General features: G+C 28.7%; 18 protein-coding genes and 2 rRNA genes. 13 read left to right on the forward strand and 7 right to left on the reverse strand.

What is annotated here, in order from left to right:
• Positions 1–133 precede the first annotated feature (133 nt).
• From tpiA to dnaK, 9 genes are all read left to right on the forward strand, one after another.
• Positions 134–868, forward strand: a complete 735-nt coding sequence (gene tpiA / locus HTZ87_RS01195) for a triose-phosphate isomerase (RefSeq protein WP_174892744.1) — start codon at positions 134–136, stop codon at positions 866–868.
• 64 nt (positions 869–932) lie between these two features.
• Positions 933–2,960, forward strand: a complete 2,028-nt coding sequence (locus HTZ87_RS01200; protein WP_174892745.1) for an Mbov_0121 family peptidase domain-containing ABC transporter — start codon at positions 933–935, stop codon at positions 2,958–2,960.
• On the forward strand, positions 2,935–3,339 hold the full coding sequence (locus HTZ87_RS01205) for an MAG1140 family protein (protein ID WP_174892746.1): 405 nt from the start codon (positions 2,935–2,937) through the stop codon (positions 3,337–3,339). Before HTZ87_RS01200 ends, HTZ87_RS01205 begins: the two co-directional genes overlap by 26 nt.
• A gap of 31 nt (positions 3,340–3,370) precedes the next feature.
• Positions 3,371–3,850, forward strand: a complete 480-nt coding sequence (gene ybeY / locus HTZ87_RS01210; protein WP_174892747.1) for an rRNA maturation RNase YbeY — start codon at positions 3,371–3,373, stop codon at positions 3,848–3,850.
• A complete protein-coding gene (gene cdd / locus HTZ87_RS01215; RefSeq protein WP_174892748.1) occupies positions 3,850–4,239 on the forward strand; it encodes a cytidine deaminase in 390 nt (129 codons plus the stop codon). The genes ybeY and cdd overlap by 1 nt, the downstream gene beginning before the upstream one ends.
• Complete coding sequence (gene era / locus HTZ87_RS01220; RefSeq protein WP_174892749.1) at positions 4,239–5,111, forward strand: GTPase Era; 873 nt, start codon at positions 4,239–4,241, stop codon at positions 5,109–5,111. Before cdd ends, era begins: the two co-directional genes overlap by 1 nt.
• Positions 5,112–5,188: 77 nt before the next feature.
• The gene (locus HTZ87_RS01225; protein ID WP_174892750.1) at positions 5,189–6,193 is read left to right on the forward strand and encodes a heat-inducible transcriptional repressor HrcA; all 1,005 of its coding nucleotides are present in this window, start codon (positions 5,189–5,191) and stop codon (positions 6,191–6,193) included.
• Entirely contained in the window at positions 6,194–7,060 is an 867-nt protein-coding gene (gene grpE / locus HTZ87_RS01230) for a nucleotide exchange factor GrpE (protein WP_174892751.1), read from the forward strand.
• 126 nt (positions 7,061–7,186) lie between these two features.
• Positions 7,187–8,986, forward strand: a complete 1,800-nt coding sequence (dnaK, locus tag HTZ87_RS01235; protein WP_174892752.1) for a molecular chaperone DnaK — start codon at positions 7,187–7,189, stop codon at positions 8,984–8,986.
• A gap of 92 nt (positions 8,987–9,078) precedes the next feature.
• Here the strand turns inward: dnaK and HTZ87_RS01240 are convergent, their stop codons facing one another.
• The 4 genes from HTZ87_RS01240 to HTZ87_RS01255 are packed head-to-tail and all read right to left on the reverse strand — an operon-like array spanning position 9,079 to position 14,561.
• Positions 9,079–10,698 carry an MHO_4530 family protein gene (locus tag HTZ87_RS01240; protein ID WP_174892753.1) on the reverse strand — a complete coding sequence of 540 codons (1,620 nt, stop codon included), beginning with the start codon at positions 10,696–10,698 and terminating at the stop codon, positions 9,079–9,081.
• A 1-nt stretch (position 10,699) separates the two neighbouring features.
• Entirely contained in the window at positions 10,700–12,889 is a 2,190-nt protein-coding gene (locus HTZ87_RS01245; RefSeq protein ID WP_174892754.1) for an ATP-dependent helicase, read from the reverse strand.
• On the reverse strand, positions 12,879–13,544 hold the full coding sequence (locus HTZ87_RS01250; RefSeq protein ID WP_174892755.1) for an RDD family protein: 666 nt from the start codon (positions 13,542–13,544) through the stop codon (positions 12,879–12,881). The genes HTZ87_RS01245 and HTZ87_RS01250 overlap by 11 nt, the downstream gene beginning before the upstream one ends.
• Before the next feature lie 3 nt (positions 13,545–13,547).
• The gene (locus HTZ87_RS01255; RefSeq protein WP_174892756.1) at positions 13,548–14,561 is read right to left on the reverse strand and encodes a glycosyltransferase; all 1,014 of its coding nucleotides are present in this window, start codon (positions 14,559–14,561) and stop codon (positions 13,548–13,550) included.
• Between the two features lie 255 nt (positions 14,562–14,816).
• On the opposite strand from HTZ87_RS01255, the gene HTZ87_RS01260 reads away from it, so the two are divergent.
• Entirely contained in the window at positions 14,817–16,001 is a 1,185-nt protein-coding gene (locus HTZ87_RS01260; protein ID WP_174892757.1) for a phosphoglycerate kinase, read from the forward strand.
• A gap of 43 nt (positions 16,002–16,044) precedes the next feature.
• Here the strand turns inward: HTZ87_RS01260 and HTZ87_RS01265 are convergent, their stop codons facing one another.
• From HTZ87_RS01265 to HTZ87_RS01275, 3 genes are read right to left on the reverse strand one after another with little or no spacing between them, the layout of a single operon-like run.
• Positions 16,045–16,476 (reverse strand): cytidine/deoxycytidylate deaminase family protein, encoded by a 432-nt coding sequence (locus HTZ87_RS01265; RefSeq protein ID WP_254616025.1) that lies wholly within the window; start codon positions 16,474–16,476, stop codon positions 16,045–16,047.
• Positions 16,477–16,513: 37 nt separating this feature from the next.
• Positions 16,514–18,466, reverse strand: a complete 1,953-nt coding sequence (gene gyrB, locus HTZ87_RS01270) for a DNA topoisomerase (ATP-hydrolyzing) subunit B (protein ID WP_174892759.1) — start codon at positions 18,464–18,466, stop codon at positions 16,514–16,516.
• A gap of 38 nt (positions 18,467–18,504) precedes the next feature.
• On the reverse strand, positions 18,505–19,134 hold the full coding sequence (locus HTZ87_RS01275) for a thermonuclease family protein (RefSeq protein ID WP_174892760.1): 630 nt from the start codon (positions 19,132–19,134) through the stop codon (positions 18,505–18,507).
• A 645-nt stretch (positions 19,135–19,779) separates the two neighbouring features.
• Here HTZ87_RS01275 and HTZ87_RS01280 point away from each other — a divergent pair.
• The 3 genes from HTZ87_RS01280 to HTZ87_RS01290 all read left to right on the forward strand — a co-directional run bounded on the left by HTZ87_RS01280 (position 19,780) and on the right by HTZ87_RS01290 (position 26,164).
• Positions 19,780–21,285 (forward strand): 16S ribosomal RNA (locus HTZ87_RS01280).
• A gap of 311 nt (positions 21,286–21,596) precedes the next feature.
• Positions 21,597–24,483: ribosomal RNA gene (locus HTZ87_RS01285) — 23S ribosomal RNA — on the forward strand.
• Together the 16S and 23S rRNA genes form the textbook arrangement of a ribosomal RNA operon.
• A 211-nt stretch (positions 24,484–24,694) precedes the next feature.
• Positions 24,695–26,164 carry a hypothetical protein gene (locus tag HTZ87_RS01290; protein WP_174892761.1) on the forward strand — a complete coding sequence of 490 codons (1,470 nt, stop codon included), beginning with the start codon at positions 24,695–24,697 and terminating at the stop codon, positions 26,162–26,164.
• Positions 26,165–26,166: the final 2 nt, after the last annotated feature.

Raw genomic sequence — 26,166 nt, forward strand, 5'->3', positions numbered from 1 at the left:
AAAATACCAAGCACGTAAGTGTTGCACTTGATATTTCATTTTAGGTATTAGCAAACTAAAATTGCTAATATTTTTTTAAGGAAATAAGTAAAAATATTTTATAATTATTAAAATAAAAAAATAAGAGGTATATATGAAAGAATTAATAATAATTGGTAATTGAAAAATGAATAAAAATTTCTCTGAAACAGAAAAATTTATTAACGATTTTTCAAACGAATACCAAGCAAAAAAAGATTTAATTTATAAAAATGTTAAATTTGGTGTTGGAGTACCTGCTGTAAATTTAGCTGCATTTAAATCAAACAAAGTAGCAGAATTAAAATTAGCTGCTCAAAACGTTAGTGATAAACCAAAAGGTGCATTTACAGGTGAAGTTTCAACATCAATGTTAAACGATTTAAATGTTGACTACGTAATTTTAGGACACTCTGAAAGACGTACATACTACCACGAAACAAATGAAGAAGTTTATGCTAAAGCTAAAGCTACAATTGAAGCTGGTATGACTCCAATTATTTGTGTTGGTGAAACATTAGAAGAATACGAAAAAGGTTTAACAAAAGAAGTTGTTAAAACACAAATCGAAAAATCAGTTGGTGATTTAGACCACGATAAAATTGTTGTAGCTTATGAACCAATTTGAGCTATTGGAACAGGTAAAGTTGCGACTCCAGAAATTGCACAAGATGTATGTCAATATATTCACTCAATTACTTCAAATAATTTAAAAGTTCAATACGGTGGAAGTGTTAACCCTAAAAATATTAATGAATTATCATCACAAAATGATATCGATGGATTTTTAGTTGGTGGAGCTTCATTAGAAGTTGAGAGCTTTGTTCAATTATTAACATTAGGTAAATAATACGGAAAAAAGAACTATTTTTACATTTATAGTTCTTTTTTTATATAAATTTCACTTATTAAGTATGGAAAAGCAATATGATTACAGAGATTGTTCGTTATATGTATTTAAGTACTATGCTAAAAAGTACCATAATGAAAATTATGATATTAACGAGTTGAAATCAAATGTTATATATGATAAAACTGGAATAAGTTTAAGTAATTTAAAAGATTTAATAAGTGTATACGGTTATAATCTAACTTCTTATTATTGCAAGATTAGAGAATTAAAAGAATTAGATAAAACCGAATATCCATTTGGTGCGATTGTGAGCAATAATAACTTTCAACATATAGTTTTTATTGAAAGTTTAAATAACAATATTATTAAATATTATGATCCAACATACGGAAAAATTTTAAGTTTAGATATTAAGGAATTCGAAAAAATATTTTTAAATATTTTAGTTAAATTTAATAAAAAAACAGCTCAAAAGCATAATTTTGATTTAACTAAAAGCATTTTTCACTTTAATAGACACTCTTACTTTTTATTCTTTTCACTTACATTAGAGCTAATCTTAAATTTAATTTATCCTTTAGTTACTAAATATGTTCTACAGTCACTAGTTCCGTCAAAACAAACTAGTGAGTTTTATTATATAATGATATTTTTTATCACTTTTATTGCATTTTCATTACTAGTAAACTTAATAATAAACAAATTAATAAGGTGAAGTGTTTTAAATAATTTTGATTTGAAATTCAAAAATTTAATAGAAACATTTTCGAAAGAGAATGTTGGTTTAATTAATAACTTAAATGAAATTGAAATTAAACAAAGAGTTACTAATATTTATCAAATAGAGGCACATAAAATAACTTTTATACCTAGAGTTATTTATGTTTTACTTTCGTTTATCATTTCTTTGATTATCATTTTTATTACAAGTCAATTATTAACTTTGATTATTTCTGTTATAGGTTTATTAGTGTTTAGTTTTACTTTTATGTATTATTTATGGTATCGAAAGTCAACGAATTTATTATTAAATGAATCAAAGAGTTTGGATAAAACTTTAAATAATTACATCAAAGTTTTAAAAACTAACTATTTATCATTTGAAGAGGAAAAATTTAAAACAAGATTAATAGATAATTTTGAATCACACAATTTAACATTCAAAAATTTTTTAACTTTAGAAACTTATTTTGACACCACAAATAAGTTTATTGACATGATGATTCCACTAATTATATTGTTTTTTGGCATCCTTCAAATTTGAAATTCAAAAATTAACTTATATCAATTATTATTCTTTTTAACAGGTATAAAAATGTTTTTAAATCCTTTAAAACAAATTGAACCAATAATAAAAGATAGGCAAAGTTATAAGTTAAATAAAAATATGTTAAATATTTTTAAAAAAGAAAAGAGTCAAGATAAATTAGATTCTAGTGATAGTGGAATAATTAAAAGTATCAAATTATCATATGTGTCATATAAATATAACAAAAATCAAGAAAAATATAATATTAATATTCCAAGGTTAATTTTAGAAAAAAATAATATTTTAAAAGGTAATAATGGTAGTGGTAAAACAACCCTCTGCTCACTACTTGTTGGTAAATACAACCCGACTAACGGTGAAATTTTTATAAATAATAATATAGTTAATATTTATAAAAATAAACAAATAAAACAAAGGTTTTGTTATATAGGAGATAATAAAAATATACCTGATTCTACACTAAAAGAATATTTATTGGTAGATGATTGAGAAAATTTTATAAGTATTTTAAATAAATTTAAATTACATGAAATATTTAGAAATCTAAATATTGAAATTAGACAAGATGTTCAAATAAATCAATTATCAAGTGGACAATTACAATTTATTAAATGTTTAAAACCATTTTTATATGATTATGATGTTGTGATATTCGACGAAGCTTTTGAAGCGCTAAATGAAACTATATTTGATATATTAAAAGAACAATATTTAAGTTTATTAAGTGATAAATTAACAGTAGAAATAAGTCATAACAACAAATATATATTCAATGAAGCGCAGGTAATAAAAATTGAAGAAATCACTAAATTTTTATAAGATAGAAATATTTATACTATTAATATTAATAATTGTTTTATCTTTCTTAATATATTATGGTCTTTTTTATAAAGTTGTAACCTATAAAAATGTAATAATTTATTTAAATGATGATCGTATTGAACTTAAGAATATTAAACCTGACGAATTATCTAATGAAAAGTATAATTTAATAGTTTTTGATGAGGGATTTAGTAGAAAATTTCAAATAACTATTTCAAATTTAAACAATAATAAAATAGAAATAATAAATGACGAATTAAAAAAATATTTAATAGATAAAAACAACATTTTACTAAGCTCACTACTAGAATACAAAATAGAGACGATAAATCAAATTATTTACGATAATATAATTAGTATTTTCTTAAAAAAATAACCCTTAATTTTAAATAATATATAATATAAACATGAATAAGAAATACGATATTTCATTGAACATTAAAAAAGAAGTAAAAAACATTGAATTATTCAATGAAGAGATGAATCAAATTATAAATAATTTTGCTAATTATTTTAAACTTGATTCAAGTAAAAAAATAATACTTGATGTAACTTTTGTTTCTAAACCTAAGATTAGAAAACTTAATAAAGAATTTAGAGGCAAAGATTATGTAACTGATATTTTATCATTTGATTTTGGAGATTTAGAATTTTACAAAAACTTACCTTTTATTCATCTTGGTGAATTAGTTATAAGCTGAGATAAAATGAAAAAACAAGCAAAAGAATTTAATCACAGTATCAAACGTGAATATTGTTATCTTTTTACTCACGGTTTAGTTCACTTATATGGCTATGATCACGAGTTAGAAGATGAAAGAATTGTTATGAATAAAATTGTGGATGATATTTTTAATCCACTTAAAATTAAAAGAGAGGAATACTAATGATTGAAAAATTAAGAAATTTATTATCTAAAGCTTATGCACCATACTCAAACTTTCAAGTTGCTGCAATTGCTATAGATTATGATGGAAAAGAATATTACGGTGTTAATGTAGAAAACGCAGCGTACCCTTCAGGTTTATGTGCAGAAAGAAGTGCTTTATTCGGATCTGTAGCCTACGGAGCTCATGTAGGTAAATTTAAAGAAATACATATTATTTCAAGAAAAAACGAAATAATTACGCCTTGTGCAGGTTGCCGTCAAGTTATGACTGAGTTTATGCCACAGGAAGCGTTGGTGTATCAATATTCAAACGATGGACAACAAATGAGAGTAAATACAGTTGCAGAACTTGTTCCTTATCCGATTTTTATGGAGAATATTAAATAATGAAAATATGTTTTGCTAGTATAGTTGGTAGACCAAATGTTGGTAAAAGTAGCTTATTAAATTCTATTTTAGGATACAACGTTGCTATTGTTACTAATGTTGCTCAAACTACAAGAGATCAAATTACAGGTGTTTATACAGATGATACCCATCAAATTATATTCACTGATACACCTGGAATTCATAAACCTAAAAATAAATTAGGTGAATTATTAAACAAAAATGCGTTTGATTCAATCGATGGAATTGATGTGTTATTATTTTTATCTCCTGCTGATGAAGAAATTGGACCTGGTGATAAATTAATATTATCTAGAATAGAAAATATTAAAAATAAAATTGCAGTTATTTCTAAGATAGATAAAATAAAGAAAAACCCTGAAAAATTAACTAAAAAAATTCAAGAATTAAGCGAATTTAATTTTGATAAAATAGTATCTACAGATGTTTCGAATGATTCATCAATTGTATCACTAATTAACATCATTAAAGAGTACTCTAGCGAAGGTGAATTACAATATGATCCAGATGATATCACTGACAAAAGTATGCGTTTTCTAGCTAAAGAAATAATTCGAGAATCTGCTATTGAAAGACTTTTTGATGAATTACCACACTCTATAGCTGTTTCTGTAGATTCTTTTGAAGAATCAGATGAAAAAATTGTTATTGAAGCAATAATGTATGTTAAAAAAGATTCTCAAAAAGGAATGCTTATAGGTAAAAACGCATCTAAAATTAAAGAGATTAGTAAAAATGCTAGAATTAAAATGTCTCATCAATTTGGAGTTCCTGTATCTTTATACTTAAAGGTTAAAGTTGCTAAAAAATGAAACGATGATGAAAAATCATTATCTAAATTAGGTTATTAAATAATTCCATTAAGGAGTTATTTTTTATTTTAGCAAAAAAACTTGTAGCCTGCTAAAAATTTGATAAAATAGTAAATATGAGTGATAGATTAGACAAAAAATTAGAACCAATATTAAAATATACAGTCAAATTATTTATTGAAGAAGGTGAACCCGTTAGTAGTCAAGTTTTAATGAATAAATTTGATGATATAAGTTTTTCTTCAGCTAAAGTTAGATATTTAATGAAAAGACTAGAAGAAGAAGGGTATTTACAGAAAGCGAATTGTTCTAGCGGTAGAACGCCTACATTGCTTGGTTTAAATTACTATGCAGTACATTTAAGTGAATCATTTGAACGCGAAATGATGTCTAAATTAGAAAGAATATTTAAACAAAAAGAAAACGATATTAATACAACGGTTGATCATGCAGCGAATATTATTTCCGAAATGACAGGTTTAACATTGATTAAAACTGATTATAACAATAATGAAATACTTAAGAGTATTGATATGACTGTTTTAGATAAAAATAGAGCAACTATCGTTATGGTTGTTTCGACTGGACAAGTTTATCATAAAGTAATCACAATAGATGAAAACAATAATTTAAATGATATAAAAATTGCTCTTAAAATTTTTAAAGAAAGACTTATTGACGCACCTATTAACGAACTTGCGCAAAGGGTTTTCTTACTAAAAGACATCTTAGCTGATTCGATTAAAAATTATCAAAATATAATTGAATCATTTGTAAGGCAAGTGTTTAATGATGAAATCAATAAATATAAAGAAAATAAAATATATGGTAAAAATAACATTATTTTAAGTCAGAAAATCAATAGAGATAACTTAAATAAAATTATTGAATTAATCGAAAATTACTCCATTTGAGAAAAAATTGAATCACACTTTGATGAAGATGAAAAAATAAAAATATCAGTTGATGATACCGGTTCTTTTATGTCTAAACGTATTATAAACGATGATAGAACAACTGAAATTTCAGTCGTTGCATCAAGCACATCAGATTATAATAAAATGAGAACAGCACTTAATGCCTTAGAAATATTTATGCAAAAAGCAAAGAAGGAGAAATAAATGAATTTTCAAAAAAATAATAAACATAAACACACACATTTCAAAGAGTGAAACGTAATTGAAGCGGATTTTAAATTAATTTTAGATGAACAAATATTACCTCAATTCATAAAGGAGAAAAAACAAGTTGTTTTAGGTAAAAACGAATACATTAATGGTTTAGAAATTGATAAATTAATTATTAAAACACCATTCAGAAAAGAAATTGAACTATTGGTAAATGTGCCAAATGATTTTTCAAACCAAACAATTGCAGGTAAATTAGTAAAAATAGTTTTAACTAACGTAAAAATAATTAATTATGATGCACGTAATTTAGAATTATTAAAATTAAAAGAAAGAAATGCTGAATTAGAAAAAGCAGTAGTTGAACTTGAAAGTAAAATTAAATTAAATGAAGCTATCTTTGTTGAAAAAGCAAAACAAATTGCTCAAATGGCTGAAGAAAAAATTTCAAAAGAAAAAGAACTTTTATTTGAAAAATCAAAAAAAGAAAAAAGTGAAATTAAATCGTATGCTTTACAAGGTTTTTTAGAAGATTTTATAAATCCGTTTAATAACTTTATAATGGCACAACAAGGTGCTGAAAATTCAGATAATGATCAATTAAGAAATTATGCAATTGGATTTAATATTGTTATCAAACAAATGGTAGATGTTTTAGAATCTAATAATGCAGAATTAATAATACCTTCATTAAATACTGAATTTGATCCAAACACACAACAGGTAGTTGATGTAGTTGAAACAACAAACGAAAATGACATTAATAATAATATTGTTAAAGTTGTTAGATATGGTATTAAAGTAGCAGATAGGGTTATAACACCTGCGTCAGTTGTAATAAATAAAAAAATTAGCAATTAAACGCTTGGTCTGCTAAATAATGTGTTATAATAATATTATGACTTCGATAAAAGAAGCCATATATTGAGAAAATAAATGATAATTAAAAATTAAATAAAACAAAAAATAATTAATAGGAGAATTAACATGGCAAAAGAAATTATTTTAGGAATCGATTTAGGTACTACTAACTCAGTTGTATCTGTTATCGAAGGAAAAAATCCAATAGTATTAGAAAACCCTAACGGGAAAAGAACTACTCCATCAGTTGTAAGTTTTAAAAATGGAGATACAATCGTTGGTGATGTTGCAAAAAGACAAGTTGAAACAAACCCAAACACAATAGTTTCAATCAAAAGATTAATTGGTACTGGTAAAACTGTAAACGCAAATAATAAAGAATACAAACCAGAAGAAATTTCAGCAATGATTTTATCATACATGAAAGATTACGCTGAAGCTAAATTAGGACAAAAAGTTACAAAAGCTGTTATTACAGTTCCTGCATACTTTGATAACTCACAACGTGAAGCTACTAAAATCGCTGGTAAAATTGCTGGATTAGATGTATTAAGAATTATTAATGAACCTACAGCTGCAGCTTTAGCTTTTGGTTTAGAAAAAACAAATAAATCAATGAAAGTTTTAGTTTATGACTTAGGTGGTGGAACATTTGACGTTTCAGTACTTGAATTAGAAGACGGAACATTCGAAGTTCTTTCAACAAGTGGTGATAACCACTTAGGTGGAGATGACTGAGATAATGAAATTGTTAAATGAATGATTAAGAAAATTAAAGCAGAACATGGATATGATGTTGAAAACGATAAAATGGCTAAAGCTAGATTAAAAGAAACAGCTGAAAAAGCTAAAATTGACTTATCTAACCAATCTGTAGCAACAATTAACTTACCATTCTTAGCAATGACAGCTAATGGACCACTTAATGTTGAATTAGAATTAAAAAGAAATGAATTTGAAGAAATGACTTCACATTTATTAGATAGAACAAGAAAACCTATTGAAGATGCTTTAAGAGAAGCTGGAATTACATCCGCAGACTTACATGAAGTATTGTTAGTTGGTGGATCAACACGTATGCCAGCTGTTCAAGATATGGTTAAACGTACATTAAATAAAGAACCAAACCGTTCAATTAACCCTGACGAAGTTGTTTCAATTGGTGCTGCTATTCAAGGTGCTGTTTTAGCGGGTGATATTGATGATATTTTATTATTAGATGTTACACCTTTAACATTAGGTATCGAAACAATGGGTGGAGTTGCAACTCCTTTAATCGCAAGAAACACAACAATTCCTGCAACAAAAAGCCAAATCTTCTCTACAGCCGCTGATAACCAAACAGAAGTTACAATTAGAGTTGTACAAGGTGAAAGACAAATGGCTTCAGATAATAAAACTTTAGGATCATTTAACTTAGGTGGTATTGAACCAGCTCCAAGAGGTGTTCCTCAAATTGAAGTTACATTCTCAATCGATGTTAATGGTATTACAACAGTAACAGCAAAAGATTTAAAAAATAATAAAGATGCTAAAATTACAATTTCTAACTCAACAAAATTAACAGAAGAAGAAATTGATAGAATGATTAAAGAAGCAGAAGCGAATAAAGAAGCAGATGCTAAGAAAAAAGAAGAAGTTGAAACATTAGTTAGAGCAGAAAGTTTAATAGATCAAATTAAAAAAGCAAACGCTGAACAAGGTGATAAATTAGATCCTAAATCAAAAGAAGAAAGTGAAAAATTAGTTAAAGAATTACAAGAACTTATCGATAAAAAAGATATACCTGCATTAAAAGATAAGTTAGATCAAGTAGAAAACATGATGCGTGATTTTGCTAACTATGCAGCACAACAAAATGCAACAAATGCTAATTCATCATCTAACGAAGAAGAAGCTACAATAGTTGAAGAAAACGATAAATAATTAAATAAAAATAAACTACATAGTACAAATAATACTATGTAGTTTTTAATAAAAAGTTAATCTATTTAACAGATTAACTTTAGGATTATTTATTAATAATTATAGTTTATTTTAATTTTATTAATTAAGTCCTCTTCTAAGTTTTCAGGTGGACTTTCATAAATTATAACTTTTTTGTTTTTGTTTAATTGTTGTGAAATAGTTAAGCAATCCAATAATACATTAGAGTTATATAAATTAGATGATATTTTGCTCGAAACGACAACAGCTTTAATTTTTAATTTCTCTAAAATAAAAGAAATATTTCTATTAACGTTTTCTAAATAAAAGAAAGTCAATATACCATCGTTGTAGTTAGAAAGTATTTTTTCTTCTAACAGTTTAATGTCATATATTGTTTCTAAATCATAAATTAAAGGAATAATGTTTTTGGATTGAAAATTGTTTTTGTTAATACTTAGGTAAGCACATTGAGACATTTTTAAAATTAATTGAGTACTTTTTAAGTTTTTAGAGTTATTTGTAAAATAATTAAATCAAGTTGTTTCTTTCATTAAATTTAAATATTCATTTTTATCAAATAAATTAAAAAACTTTAATGAATTATTTAATTTAACATAATATGGCTCAATTATCTTAAATTGAGTTTTATTTTTAGAACTATAATTAACAATATTTTTAATATTAATTCATTGCCTTATATTATTATTGTTAGTTATTATTTGAATGTACTTATAATATTCATCGTTAAATTTATTTATTTTATCCAATAAACTTTCTGAATACTCGTAATAATATTTATCTGCATTTTCAATATCATAATCAATATTATATAAAGAGTATTTGACTAAATTGCTTATATCGTCATTTTGATTTTTACCATTAATTTTGTTACACTGTAATATAGTTGCTCTTTTATACATTCTAGATATTGTGCTAGAAGTATTTATCTCTTTTACTTTATTTAGATAAAAATTATATTGTTTTTTAGATCTATATTTTAGCAGAAGATAAATATAATCATCTTTTTTAAAGAATTGTACTTGCTCTTTTTTTAATTCTAATAAATCGGTAATGTAGTTTATATTTACTTCATTTACACCGTTTATAAAGTGATGATTTTTAAGTAAAAAACCTATGATAATATTCTTTTTATTTGATAATACATTTTCACTAATTGCATTATCAAATGACTTATTATATAGCCTATTTGCTTTGCTGTTATAATCAACACCTCAATTTAAAAAACAATAATAGTTATTTCCATCAATTGTTTTTAAAACCATTTGCATTGGTTTATTGATTAATAAATTTTTATTTGTTTTATTAATCATTCTCTCGAAAATGCTTAATTTAATATTAAAACTACTATTTCAAGAAACTTCAATTTTGTTTTCTTGATTTTGTTGATTTTTATTTATTATATCTTTAATTTGATTTGTGCTATCTTGATCGAAAAAGTTTAAGAAGTCATTAATTGAAATGTAATTATATTTGTTGAAATTAAAAACACTAGAATCTAGGTATGTTGATAAAAAACTATATTTTTTATTATTTCTAATAACTCTCTTGTTGATGTTGTCTATTTTAAAGATAATTACCCCAAAAGAATCTCTTTTATAAAAGTAAAAGAATTTAAACGCTAAATAGTAGCAAATTGTAATAATTAAAATAACAACAGTAATATAAGTTAGTATTGCAAGGTGACCCATACTATTCCTTAACACTTAATATTCTAATAGAGTGGTGTCTTTTATTTAAAGTTCTTTCTTTACCATCTCTAAATTTAACTATAACTTCATTACCTTGACCAAAGTCGATAACTTCACCTTCACCAAAAATTGTATGTGCGATTGTATCACCAATAATCATTTTTGAATTAATTAAAGAAATTTCATCAGGTGAGTAATCTAAATCTAAACCATGATCATCATCCATATTTGTGTAATCATCAACGTTAATACCCATTTCGCTAATAAAGTTTGATGGTTCTTTTGAAAGATCACTTCCAAATATTTTTCCGCGTGAAGAACTTAAAAATAAGTGATTTCTAGCTCTTGTAATCCCAACATATGCAAGTCTTCTTTCTTCTTCAAAAACTTCAGGGTCAGAATCCATGTTTTCAATAATTCTATAAGAAGGGAATACACCACGAGATAAACCTACTAAGAATACGTTATCGTATTCAAGACCTTTTGCTGAGTGTATTGTCATTAATGTTACGTAATTTGTGTTACCTTCATAATCATCAGTTACAGAAAGTAGATTTATGTAATTTAGGTAATCTGCTAGTTGTTTTTCTTTATTTCTTTCTTCTCAATTTTTAATAGAGTCAATTAATTCTTTAACATTTTCAATTGCAGTTCCTCTTAAACTAACATCTTTTTCTATAAATTGATAATAATTAAGTTCCATTAAATAGAAATCAAGTATTTTAGAAATAGAGTGTTTAGTAATTTCTAATTTTTTAAGTTCTTTTTTGTAACGTAATGTAATTTGTAAAAATTTAAATAATTTAACAGCAAGTTTTGGATATTCTTTTTTAAATTCAGATCAATTATTTTTATTTGTTATAGTTTCGAAAGTATTTACACCACTTTTTTTCTTAACAAATTCTTTAATTGATTCGATTGATTTATGACCTATTCCTCTTGTTGGTACATTTACAATACGATAAAATGATAATTCATCATTGTTGTGTAATAATCTTAAGAAAGCTATAGCGTCTTTAATTTCAGATCTTTGATAGAATTTAACACCGTTTATTATTTTATGTGGAATATTTTCGTCAATTAACGCTTGTTCAAAAGCTCTTGAATAATAGTTAGCTCTATATAAAATAACTATTGATTTTAATTGATTTTTTTGTTTTTTAAGTTGATTAATTTTATTTACTACTCACTTAGCTTCACCTTCTTCACTAAAACTATGCATGAACTCTATATCTTCACCTACACCATTTTCAGTAACTAGGTCTTTGTTATATCTTTTTTTGTTCATTTTAATAAGTTTATTAGCTGCATCTAATATTTTTTGAGTAGAACGATAGTTTTTATCTAAAACAACTGTATATGTTTCTTTAAAATCTTTTTCAAAATCTAATATTAAATTAACATCAGCACCACGTCAGTTATAAATTGTTTGATCAGGATCTCCAACAATTGTTAAATGTGTATTATCACCTATTAAGTTTTTAATTATTCTATATTGTAATTTTGAAGTATCTTGAAACTCATCAACAAGAATATATGAATATAATTTTTTGTATTTTTCAACTATATCAGGTCTTGAGTGAAATAAAATGTTTGTTTTGATGATTAAATCATCAAAATCCAAAGCTCCATTTCTGGCTAATTCATTAATGTATTCAAAATATATTTTATTTTCAATTTGATCTAAGTTATCAATTTTATAAAATTCATTGTAATCATCTGTATTATTTTTTTGTGTTGAAATATAATGAATAGCAGTTTTATAACTAATTTCAGAAGTTGTAATTTTTAATTTTTTATAAATTTCAGCTAAAATTTGGATTTTATCAGGTTCATCAACGATTGTAAAACTTCTACGATAACCTAAATTGTGAATCTCATTTCTTAAGATGGTTGCACAAAAAGAGTGAAAAGTTTTAATGTTTAATTTTGTTTCTAAATTATTACAATACTTTTCAACTCTTATTGACATTTCTTGAGCCGCTTTATTAGTGAAAGTAACACCAAGAATATTTTTAGCAGGAATACCTAATACATTTATTAAGTAGGCAATTTTACGTGTTAAAACTTTAGTTTTTCCGGTACCTGCACCAGCAATAATTCTTAAATGCTTATCAAAATATTTTACAGCTTCATTTTGCTTATCGTTTAAATCGCTCAGCAAGTCAACTTTTTTTGTATTAATTGTCATCTTCTATCTCCTTGTTTGATAAGTTATTATTATTTTCTATATAAACAATTTTTCTTTTTTTAGAATAAAATGGCATTAGTTTCACTAATTCAATATCATCTATTATTATTTCATCTTTATCAACAACTCTTGTTTTACTAAATATATCAATTATTGAGAGTTTTTTCTTATAAACTACTACAAATAAGTAGTCTATAAATTTAAATATACTTATCGCATAATTAAAAATTTGAAAAAATTTATTTATTATTTCTTGAGTAACGTTATTAGCATTTTCGATTTTATGTGAATTGTAATAAGCAACTAAAAAAACAAGAGTTCATATTATGAATAGTGGTAATACTGCGAATAGCGATCTTCTTAATATGGAAAAATAATTAAATTTATTATTTTTTGAAGAAATTATTTTAATTTTAAGAAGAAACTTACCTAGTGTTTTACCTCTTCAAATTAAAGGTAAAACAAGGAAAAATAAACTAATATTGAATATTCCTACGAAGATAGTTCAAATAAGTATGTTTGTAGGAATTTTTTCTTTATAACTAAAAATGCCGATTGCTCAAATTATTAAAATTGAAATCAGTAAAGATAAACTAAAATCAATTATTTCTGAAAAAAACCTTTTGTAAAAAAATGCATTTTGATATTTCTTCATTTTTTATTCTAAGAAATCTAAAACTTTCATTTTTTTAATTTTATATAAAGGTTTCTGCATCAGTTTTGATTCATCATTTGCATTTGCTAAATAAATGTTTGATTTATAAAAATCATTTTTTACGGACATATTTTCTAATTTGGTAACTAGATCATAATGTCTTTTGATAAACATAATACTTCTTTTTTCCTGTATTTGTTCTTTTTCGTATTTATAAATTCTTTTGTATGTGAATGTAGTTTCATTTAAAAAACCAGTTAGCATCAATTTTATAGCATACATTTTAGCATAACTAATTTCATCAAGAACTTTAGGGTTATGTTCTTTATAATAATTTTCAATATTATTAAATGAATCTAAAACATGCCTTGAATTAAATCATGTATTTGAATTAATAAATTCTCTGTAAACTCTATAATCTAGATACATATATGTTTTTGCTTCTGAAAACAGTATGTAGTTTAATTCAACACACATTTTTGTATCATTTAAATTTGAAGGTACGTATTTTGTTAGTTTTTTGTATAAAGTTTTTTTATAAACTTTATTAAAAACAAAAGGGAAGGTATAAGCATATGTGCTTTGCATTTTATTTATGTCAACTTTATTAAGTAGTTTTAGTCTTGCTTTTGGTTTTCATCTGATTGAACCAACCAATCTTGGTTTGAATTCAAGAATATCAGCAGAATATTTTGTTGCTTCCTCAATAATGTTAGAAACATATCTTTTTCTTAGGGTATTTTCAGAGTTTAGTACTACTAAAAAATCACCTCTTGCAATTTTAAATGCGTTAATTAGATTTAATTGATAACTATCAACTCTACTATTTAAAATAACTTTTAATCTTGAACCAAATAAAAGAAAATATTCTTTAAGAGATTCTAACATATTGCTTTGTTTTTTATCAATGCACAAAATTATTTCAAAATCTTGATTCTCTTGATCTTGTAAATCTTTTAAGAATCATTCGACATCTTTGAATAAGTCACCAACAAGAGAAACGATACTTAATTTCATTTTTTCCCCTTAAAATTTCTTGTAATTTAGTTATAAAACTATATATTAGTATTTTACCATATTTATAAATATTTACTATTTATAAGAACCTGGTAAGCTCGGTTGCCACAAATGGAAATTATATAGTTTTTTGAGTATTATTATATTTTTGAAACTAATAAAAAATTAAATTTTTATATTTTTATTTTTTAAAAAAAGACGATTTTTTATTATAATTTAAATAACAAATTAATTTGTTAGTTCGAAAGGATAAAAATGAAAAAAACTATAAATGATTTAGATTTAAACAATAAAAAAGTTTTAGTTAGAGTTGACTTTAACGTACCATTAAAAAATGGTGTTATTACATCAACAAAAAGAATTAAAGCTGCATTACCTACAATTCAAAAAATTGTATCAGAGGGTGGAAAAGCGATTTTATTTTCACACTTAGGTAGAGTTAAAACAGAGGAAGATTTAAAATCTAAAAGTTTAAAACCAGTTGCTATTGAATTAGCAAGACAATTAGGACAAAAAGTTATTTTTGTTCCTCAAACTAGAGGTGAAGTATTAGAAAAAAGTATTGAAGCTATGAAACAAGGTGAAGTTTTATTAGTTGAAAACACAAGATACGAAGACTTAAACAACAAAGCTGAAAGTAAAAATAATGAAGAATTAGGAAAATACTGAGCTTCATTAGGAGATGTTTTTGTAAACGACGCTTTTGGTACAGCTCATAGAAAACATGCTTCAAACGTTGGAATCGCTTCAAATATTGCTGAATCAGCATTAGGTTACTTAATGGAAAAAGAAGTTTCATCACTTCAAAAAGTTATTAGTAACCCAGAACATCCATATGTTGCAATTATTGGTGGAGCAAAAGTTTCAGATAAAATTCAAGTTTTAGAAAACTTAGCTAAAATTGCAGACAAAATGATTATCGGTGGAGCGATGGCTTACACATTCTTAAAAGTGCAAGATCACAACACAGGTACTTCATTAGTTGAAGATGATTACTTAGATTTAGCTAGAGATTTCTTAGAAAAATACTCAGATAAAGTTGTATTACCAATTGACCACGCAACATCAACAGAATTTAAAGATGTTGAACCAGTATTCCAAGAAACAGAAATTTCAGAAGGATACATGGGACTTGATTTAGGACCTAAATCAATTGAATTAGTAAAAAATACTTTAGAAAACGCAAAAACAGTAGTTTGAAACGGACCTATGGGAGTTGCTGAATTTAAAAACTACCAAAAAGGAACATACGCTGTATGTGAATCAATCTCTGAACTTAGAGATGCATACACTGTAGTTGGTGGTGGTGATTCAGTTGCTGCTGTTGAAAAATTAGGTATGGAAGATAAATTCACACACGTTTCTACAGGTGGTGGAGCTTCACTTGAATTATTACAGGGATTAGAATTACCTGGTGTAACTTCAGTTCAAAATAAATAATTTGATAACTAAAAAATACGAATCGCAATGATTCGTATTTTTTTTACAACTCTAATGTGATATTTAATGGTTCTAATTTTCTAGTTTTGATACCAGAATCTTTCAATATTTTTCTTGAAATTCAAGCATCGTCGGTATCATGATATTTATCTTCTAAATAAACTATTTCTTTAATTCCTGATTGGACAATTGTTTTTGAACAATTTGAACACGGAAATAAAGAAGTGTATAAAACTGCGTTCTCTAATTGTGTTGTTGAATTTAAAATTGCATTAATTTCAGCGTGAACAACATAAGGATATTTATTATCTTTTTCTTCCTTAGCATCTCTAGTTCAAGGAAAATCATTATCATTACCAGAAGGCATACCATTATAACCCATACCAATTACACGTTTTCTAGCATTAATTATACAAGCTCCAACTTTAGTATTTGGATCTTTGGATCTCAAAGCACTTAATTTGGTAAGTGCCATAAAATATTGGTCTCAATTTATAATTTTATTCATAGTATTATAAGTCTATATTTTTAACATATTTTGCATTTTTTTCAATAAATTCTTTACGAGGAGCAACATTTTCACCCATTAATATTTCAAAAGTTCTATCCGCTTTATAAGCGTCTTCAATTTGAACTTGTAACATTTTTCTATTTTCTGGATTCATTGTTGTTTCTCATAACTGTTCAGGATCCATTTCCCCAAGCCCTTTATATCTTTGGATTGTTATTTTTGAGTTTGGATTTAGTTTTTCCATTATCTCATTTTTCTGCTCATCATTATATGCGTACTCAAGGAATTTACCCTGCTGAATTCTATATAAAGGAGGTTGTGCTATGTAAACAAACCCATATTCAATAAGTGGTTTAAAGTATCTAAAGAAGAATGTTAATAATAATGTTCTAATGTGAGCACCATCGACGTCGGCGTCAGTCATAATTACAATTTTGTGGTATCTTAATTTATTGATGTTAAATGTATCACCTAAACCTGTACCTAAAGCAGTAATTAAAGACATTATTTCTTCGTTGTTAAATACTTTTTCTTGTCTTGTTTTTTCAACGTTTAAAATTTTTCCACGTAATGGTAAAATAGCTTGTGTTTTTCTATCTCTACCCATTTTAGCTGAACCACCAGCTGAGTTACCCTCAACTATATAAAGTTCACTAATTTCAGCGTTTTTACTTGTACAATCTGAAAGCTTACCTGGAAGCCCACCGCTTTCAAAAACATTTTTTCTTCTAGCGTTATCTCTAGCTGCACTAGATGCTAATCTTCCTTTTCTTGCAAGTATTGCGGTGTTTATTATTTTTTTAGAAATGTCAGGGTTTTCATTTAAAAATCTTTCTAAAGCTTCAGAATAAATTTCATTTACGGCTCTACGAGCATCTTTTGAACCTAATTTACCTTTTGTTTGACCTTCGAATTGAGGATCTGGGTGTTTAATTGATATTATTGCAGTTAAACCTTCAATTAAGTCATCTCTTGTGAATTTTTCTGATTCATTTTTAATTAAAGCTTTATCAATTGCATAGTTATTAACTAAACGCATTAATGAATCATAGAAACCTGATAAGTGTGTACCACCTTCGTGTGTGGAAATGTTATTTGTATATGTAATTATGTTTGATCTATACATATCTTCTAAATATTGTGTTGCTACTTCTACACCAATAATAACTTCTTCGCCACTTAATTCGTTATTGTATTTATATTCTCCTGAAGCATAAATTACTTCTTGGTTAATTGGTTTATAACCTTCATTAATTTCTTTTACATAATCCACAATACCGTTGTCATATTTAAATTCACTATATGAATTATCACGGTGATCTGTAACTGAAACGAATAACCCCTTGTTTAAGTGTGCGATTTGTTTAGCGTGGTCAATAATAAGTTCTTTATCAAACTTAATTTGTTCCATAACTTTATAATCGGGGTGGAATTTTATTGTAGTACCACTTTCGTTTTCTTTTGCTTCACCAATTACAGTTGTCTCTTGAATTATGTGTCCACCATTAGCGAATTTAGCGTTATATAATTTACCATCTCTTTTTACTCAAGCTTCCATGTAATCACTAAGAGCATTAACAACCGAAGCACCAACACCGTGCAATCCACCACTAACTTTATAAGCATTAGATTCAAATTTACCACCAGCGTTTAATTTAGTTAAAACAACTTCAAGTGCACTAATGTTAAATTTGGGGTGCATACCTACGGGTATACCACGCCCATTATCTTCAACTATTATTTCCTCATTTTTAGTAATGGTAATATTAATTGTATCTGCATAACCAGCCATCGCTTCATCAACTGAGTTATCGACTATTTCTCAAACCATATGGTGTAGACCACTTTTTGAAGTGCTACCAATGTACATACCAGGACGTTTTCTAACGTGCTCTAGTCCTTCTAGATGCTTAATATTTGAAGCATCATAATTATTATTTAAATTTTCTTTCATTTAAACCCCTAAAATATTTAATATTAATATTAAATATATTATACCATCTTTTTGTATTTATAAAAGACTTGGTCTAATTCTAGATTTCAAAATCCATTTCCTTCATTCTTACTTTTTTCTTCTACGCCTATAATATAGCTATAAAAATCTTTTTGTATTTGATTTTTAGTGTAATATTTTTGCTTAAAATTACTATTTTGAATATATGCAACTCTTGCTAACCCTTTTTCAACCATAAGTGAGTTTAGAGTGGATTTAAAATCATTATTATTTATATTTTTAAAATATATTAAACCCACATCTCTACCATATTCATCAGTATCAAAATGCATATAATAAAATTTATCTTCTGAGTCAATTTTATTAGTTAAAACATTTTTTGCAATGTTCGCATAATAATTTTCGTAGTTGGCTAGTTTGTTTTTATTATTTTCTTTTAAAGTTTCAGGCGTATCAATTCCATAAAATCTTATCGTTACTTTTTTATTATTTATTTTACCTTCTATAGTATCTCCGTCTAGTACTCTATTTATTTTTAATTCAACTAATTTCTTTTGGTTACTATTTCCGTAGTTATTCTTACTGATAAATATTCCTATAGTTATGGTTAAAATAACTAATAATATTTTTATAACAATTAATATTTTTTTAGGTATTTTTTGTAACATATTCAATATGTAATTTTTTTCAAAAAAAGAACTAAAAAAGGCAAAAATGACTCAAATTCCGAATAATTAAATTTAATGAATTTTTCTTTTTAAGCCTATATATAATATTTTAAGTACTATTTATTTTTAATTAATTAAAATTTTAAAAACACATAATAAATGTTCTATTAGAAAATATATTTAAATTACTTGAAAAACTAGATTTTAAATTTATTTTTAATTTATGATTTAGTAAATAACAAAAAAACTTTTATAACTTAACTTAACTTAATAATTTTGATTGTTTTTTTCTCGAATAAACGTTTTTTAACCTTTATTAAAGATAACTTTAAAATATTTTATGTAATTGTTTGCTAAAATAACTAACTTGATTCAAGTATTTTCTTTTAATAAAATTTTTTATTCAAAATTAAAACTGTATTTAATAAGACTAAAAAATTGCTATATATAATATAGGTATATTTAAATAATATTGATTGTTCAAAAAAATAATTTAGTTAAAAAAATAAAAAAATGTTTTGACTTTTAAAAAAGTGGTGATATAATAGTTTTGCTAACTCCGACAGATACAAGAAAAATCGGAAACAAATTAGCAGAATAAGTTCTTTGAAAACTAGATATATACAATAAAACATGACAGTCAATTTTTTCGAGAGTTTGATCCTGGCTCAGGATGAACGCTGGCTGTGTGCCTAATACATGCATGTCGAGCGGAGTTCTTCGGAACTTAGCGGCGAATGGGTGAGTAACACGTACTTAACGTGCCCTCTAGATTGGGATAACGATGAGAAATTATCGCTAATACCGGATACTTATTAGTTTGGCATCAAACTAATATAAAAGGAGCGTTTGCTTCACTAGGGGATTGGGGTGCGGAACATTAGTTTGTTGGTGAGGTAATGGCTCACCAAGACGATGATGTTTAGCGGGGTTGAGAGACTGATCCGCCACACTGGGACTGAGATACGGCCCAGACTCCTACGGGAGGCAGCAGTAGGGAATTTTCCACAATGGACGAAAGTCTGATGGAGCGACACAGCGTGCAGGAAGACGGCCTTCGGGTTGTAAACTGCTGTTATAAGGGAAGAAAAAGCAATAGAGGAAATGCTATTGCCTTGACGGTACCTTGTCAGAAAGCAACGGCTAACTATGTGCCAGCAGCCGCGGTAATACATAGGTTGCAAGCGTTATCCGGAATTATTGGGCGTAAAGCGTCTGTAGGTTGTGTGTTAAGTCTGGCGTTAAAACTTGGGGCTCAACCCCAAATTGCGTTGGATACTGGCACGCTAGAATTGTGTAGAGGTTAGCGGAATTCCTAGTGAAGCGGTGAAATGCGTAGATATTAGGAAGAACACCAACATGGCGAAGGCAGCTAACTGGGCACATATTGACACTGAGAGACGAAAGCGTGGGGAGCAAACAGGATTAGATACCCTGGTAGTCCACGCTGTAAACGATGATGATTAGCTGATAGAGAACTATCGGCGCAGCTAACGCATTAAATCATCCGCCTGAGTAGTATGCTCGCAAGAGTGAAACTTAAAGGAATTGACGGGGACCCGCACAAGCGGTGGAGCATGTGGTTTAATTTGAAGATACGCGTAGAACCTTACCCACTCTTGACATCTTCCGCAAAGCTATAGAGATATAGTGGAGGCTAACGGAATGACAGATGGTGCATGGTTGTCGTCAGCTCGTGTCGTGAGATGTTCGGTTAAGTCCTGCAACGAGCGCAACCCTCATCCTTAGTTAAATATCCTAAGGAGACTGCCCGAGTAATTGGGAGGAAGGTGGGGACGACGTCAAATCATCATGCCTCTTACGAGTGGGGCAACACACGTGCTACAATGGATAGTACAAAGAGAAGCAATACGGTGACGTGGAGCAAATCTCAAAAAACTATTCTCAGTTCGGATTGTAGTCTGCAACTCGACTACATGAAGTCGGAATCGCTAGTAATCGTAGATCAGCTACGCTACGGTGAATACGTTCTCGGGTCTTGTACACACCGCCCGTCACACCATGGGAGCTGGTAATGCCCGAAGTCGGTTTTGTTAACTACGGAGACAACTGCCTAAGGCAGGGCCGGTGACTGGGGTGAAGTCGTAACAAGGTATCCCTACGAGAACGTGGGGATGGATTACCTCCTTTCTACGGAGTACATAAGTTACAATTCATTTTAGTAACAATTACTAACTTTTAAGACCATTTTTATTTATTTAATATTTGAGTCATGGCTTTCTTTAATGGTCAGAAAGATTTATATATCTAGTTTTGAGAGAACTTCTCTCTTTGTTCTTTGAAAACTGAATAGTAAAGATAAATTAATATAACAACGACATCAAAAAAATAAATTAAATTAGTCAATTTGTTTTGTGATACCGAGTAATTATTATTAAAATAATAATTTATTAAAATGTCTTTGAATACATCAACAAACAATAGGAAAATATTGAAATAACTTTTAAATAAGTAAGAGTGAGTTGTGGATGCCTTGGGTCTGGAAGTCGAAGAAGGACGTGATTACCTGCGATAAGCCTCGTGGAGCTGGATATAAGCTACGATACGGGGATTTCCGAATGGGGAAACCTAATTAGAGTAATATCTAATTGCATTAGAATGAATACATAGTTCTAATGACGAGACACGTTGTGAACTGAAACATCTTAGTAGCAACAGGAAGAGAAAATAAATAATGATTCCATTAGTAGCGGCGAGCGAACATGGAAGAGCCCAAACCAACATTTATGTTGGGGTTGTAGGACTATCTACATGAAGTTACAAAATTTTGTCATAGCAGAATAAGTTGGGAAACTTTAGCATAGAGGGTGATACTCCCGTATGCGAAATGGCAAGATCTTCTGATAGTATCCTGAGTAGGGCGGGGCACGTGAAACCCTGTCTGAATCTGCCGGGACCATCCGGTAAGGCTAAATACTAACCAGACACCGATAGTGAACTAGTACCGTGAGGGAAAGGTGAAAAGAACCCCGGGAGGGGAGTGAAATAGAATCTGAAACAACTTACTTACAATTAGTCAGAGCGCGTTAATGCGTGATGGCGTACATCTTGCAGTATGGACCGGCGAGTTATGTTAACATGCGAGGTTAAGTGGATAAAAGCGGAGCCGTAGAGAAATCGAGTCTTAATAGGGCGCTTAGTATGTTGACATATACCCGAAACCATGTGATCTATTCATGAGCAGGCTGAAGCTTGGATAACACCAAGTGGAGGGCCGAACCGTAGTACGCTGAAAAGTGCCCGGATGACTTGTGAATAGCGGAGAAATTCCAATCGAACTTGGAGATAGCTGGTTCTCCTCGAAATAGCTTTAGGGCTAGCGTGTGATGTTAAACTTTGGTGGTAGAGCACTGAATATGGAATGGCCGCGCCTAGCGGTACTGACTATAATCAAACTCCGAATACCATTGTGTATTATCATGCAGTCGGAACCGGGGTGCTAACGTCCCGGCTCGCGAGGGCAACAACCCAGATCGTCGGCTAAGGTCCCAAAATCGTGTTAAGTCAGAAAGGTTGTGAGTTTTCATAAACAACTAGGAGGTTGGCTTAGAAGCAGCCACCCTTTAAAGAGTGCGTAATAGCTCACTAGTCAAGAGAACTTGCGCCAATAATGTAACGGGAGTAAAACACGATACCGAAGCCACGGGTACGAAAGTACGTTAGAGGAGCGTTCTTAGTGCGGCGAAGTCAGACCGTGAGGACTGGTGGAGCGCTAAGAAGTGAGAATGCCGGTATGAGTAACGATTTGAGGTGAGAATCCTCAACGCCTATTGGGAAAGGTTTCCTGGGGAAGGTTCGTCCACCCAGGGTTAGTCAGGACCTAAGGAGAGGCCGAAAGGCGTATCCGATGGACAACAGGTTAATATTCCTGTACTGGCTGTACGTAGTGATGGAGTGACGGAGAAGGATAACACTACCACTTAATGGATTGTGGGGTAAGTAACGACTGGTGGATATAGTTAAATGCGTATCCTCTAACCGGGAGTTGCGAGTCATAGGCCGAAAGGCTGAATTGTGTGATTTCATGCTTCCAAGAAAAGCTTCTAAACGTTTAAACGTATGGTCACCTGTACCGAGAACGGACACACGTTCCCAAGATGAGTATTCTAAGGCGAGCGAGAAAACCAATGTTAAGGAACTCTGCAAATTAACCCCGTAAGTTCGCGAGAAGGGGTGCCAACTTTTGGTTGGCCACAGTAAATTGTGAGGGGCAACTGTTTATCAAAAACACAACTCTCTGCTAAACCGCAAGGTGATGTATAGGGGGTGAAGCCTGCCCAGTGCCCGAAGGTTAAGTGGATGCGTTAGCTTATGCGAAGCGTTGAAATGAAGCCCGGGTGAACGGCGGCCGTAACTATAACGGTCCTAAGGTAGCGAAATTCCTTGTCGGCTAAATACTGACCTGCACGAAAGGCGCAATGATCTCTCAACTGTCTCAACATTGGACTCGGTGAAATTATGGTCCCAGTGAAAACGCTGGGTACCCGCATCAAGACGAAAAGACCCCATGGAGCTTTACTACAACTTCGTATTGGAACTTGGCCTAACATGTGTAGGATAGGTGGGAGACGCTGATGCTAAGACGCTAGTCTTAGAGTAGTCGACCTTGAAATACCACCCTTGGTATGTTGAGTTTCTAACCTGTCGCCGTCATCCGGCGAGGAGACAGTGCGTGGTGGGTAGTTTGACTGGGGCGGTCGCCTCCTAAAAAGTAACGGAGGCGTTCAAAGGTACACTCAATACAGTCAGAAACTGTATGTAGAGCGCAAAGGTAGAAGTGTGCTTAACTGCGAGACCTACAAGTCGAGCAGGTGCGAAAGCAGGACTTAGTGATCCGGCTGTACGTCATGGAACGGCAGTCGCTCAACGGATAAAAGTTACCCTGGGGATAACAGGCTTATCTTGCCCAAGAGATCACATCGACGGCAAGGTTTGGCACCTCGATGTCGGCTCATCGCATCCTGGAGCTGGAGTCGGTTCCAAGGGTTTGGCTGTTCGCCAATTAAAGCGGTACGCGAGCTGGGTTCAGAACGTCGTGAGACAGTTCGGTCCCTATCTGATGTGGGCGTTGGAATATTGATGAGAGCTGCTCTTAGTACGAGAGGACCGGAGTGGACGTACCGCTGGTGTTCCAGTTGTTCCGCCAGGAGCATAGCTGGGTAGCTAAGTACGGAAAGGATAACCGCTGAAAGCATCTAAGTGGGAAGCCTCCTCAGAGATAAGTATTCCCTTGAAATTCCTTGTAGACTACGAGGTTGATAGGATGGATGTGTAAGTGTAGTAATACATTTAGCTGACCATTACTAATAAATTGATAGGTTTAGAAGTTAAGGTGTATTTAAGACATTTTAATGAATTATTAATTTACTATTCGGTTTTCAGAGAATAAGCCCAGAAGGGCATTTTTTTATGCAAAATAAAAATTAATTTATAATTAATAGTATAAAGAATAGGAGAAATAAATTTTATAATGGCATACATTCTATTTAGCTTATTTAGTATATTATTAATTATTTTCATTTTTGTTATGTTGTTTTTTTTGAAATCGCTTTATATTCAATATAGTTCGAAAAGAAACCAAAAAATAACAAACGAAATTAGTAGATCAATGTATGAAAACGAAACTAATTTAACAAGATTAAAATTATTATCTAAAAATAATAAAACTTATGAAAAAATATATAGTGAATTAGATGGATATTACAATACGTTAAAAAAATATTCTGATGTAATAAAAACAAATCTAGAGAATTCTAATAATTGAATCCAACTTAGAAAAACTAAAGAATTATTAAAAATAAATAGAATACTTAAAAAGAATTTTAAAAATTTTAAAAATAATCAGTCTAAGGTAAAAGGTGTAACTCATGATTTTCAAAAACTTTATGAAGAAGTGGATGAATCAATTTCAAGAATCATTCAAGTTTGCGAATATTTATTAAAAAGATTAGAAGCTTTCGAATGTTCTGATTACAAGACAGTAAGATATATTACTAAAGAAGTTCATAGGTTAAAAAGAGAAACAAAAGCTATTTTAGACAAGAAAACTAACGCCAATATGCGTGATTTATTTGCAGATGCTAGTGAAAAGGAAAAGAATTTATTAGAATTATTTAAATTAGAAAATAATCATTTAACAATTGAATACTTTTTATTTGGGCCTATAATGAATTCTTTAAAAGATCAACATAACTTACTTAATAAAGAACAAAATACACTTATAGATAAATACCTTAAAGAGATAAAAAATGCATGACTAGCAAAAAGTTTTAAAGTTGATCTTTTAATTTCTAAAATAAGAGATTTCTATTATTATTTAAATAATATTTTTATGGATAGTAAATCAAAAATAATAATTGATGAGTTCAAAAATAAAAACTACGAATTAATTCATAATTTTATTATTAAATTAATTGACAAAAACGGCGATGATATTAAAAAACTTAATCCCGAATTAAAAGCTAAAACTGTAAATGAATTGAAGTTTTATAGCGAAAAACTTCAAGCATTTTCAAAAAATAATGATTATATTAATTACTATTCTAATTTAGATGATTTAATAAATATGTATAAAGATTTAGAAAAAAATATTTATTTAACTTTATCTGAAAGCAAAAGAGAAGGGTTTTCTAATATTAAAGAAGAGTTTAATAATATTGAAAATTTATATTATATTGTTATGCAACATAAGTTTTTACCAAAGAATGATGATACTTTAAAAATAACCGATAATTTGGAAGTTTTATATAAAAATATACAAAGCGATTCAAGTAAAAATGATATTAATGAATGGGTTTTAAATATTGAACAATTAATTCGAATCATTGGAGAAAACATCGAATATAAGCAAATGTATGACAAAATAAATGAATATGTTATAAATAATAAAAAATATAATGATAAAATACAATTATTCAAAAGTTTTCTATTCAGTGCAGAAAACAATATAAAAAATAGAGATTATAAAGCTGCTTATAAAATAATGAAAAAATTTATTATAACACAATAAAA

Source organism: Mycoplasma sp. OR1901 (assembly GCF_013348745.1).
Taxonomy (GTDB): Bacteria; Bacillota_I; Bacilli_A; order Mycoplasmatales; family Metamycoplasmataceae; genus Mycoplasmopsis.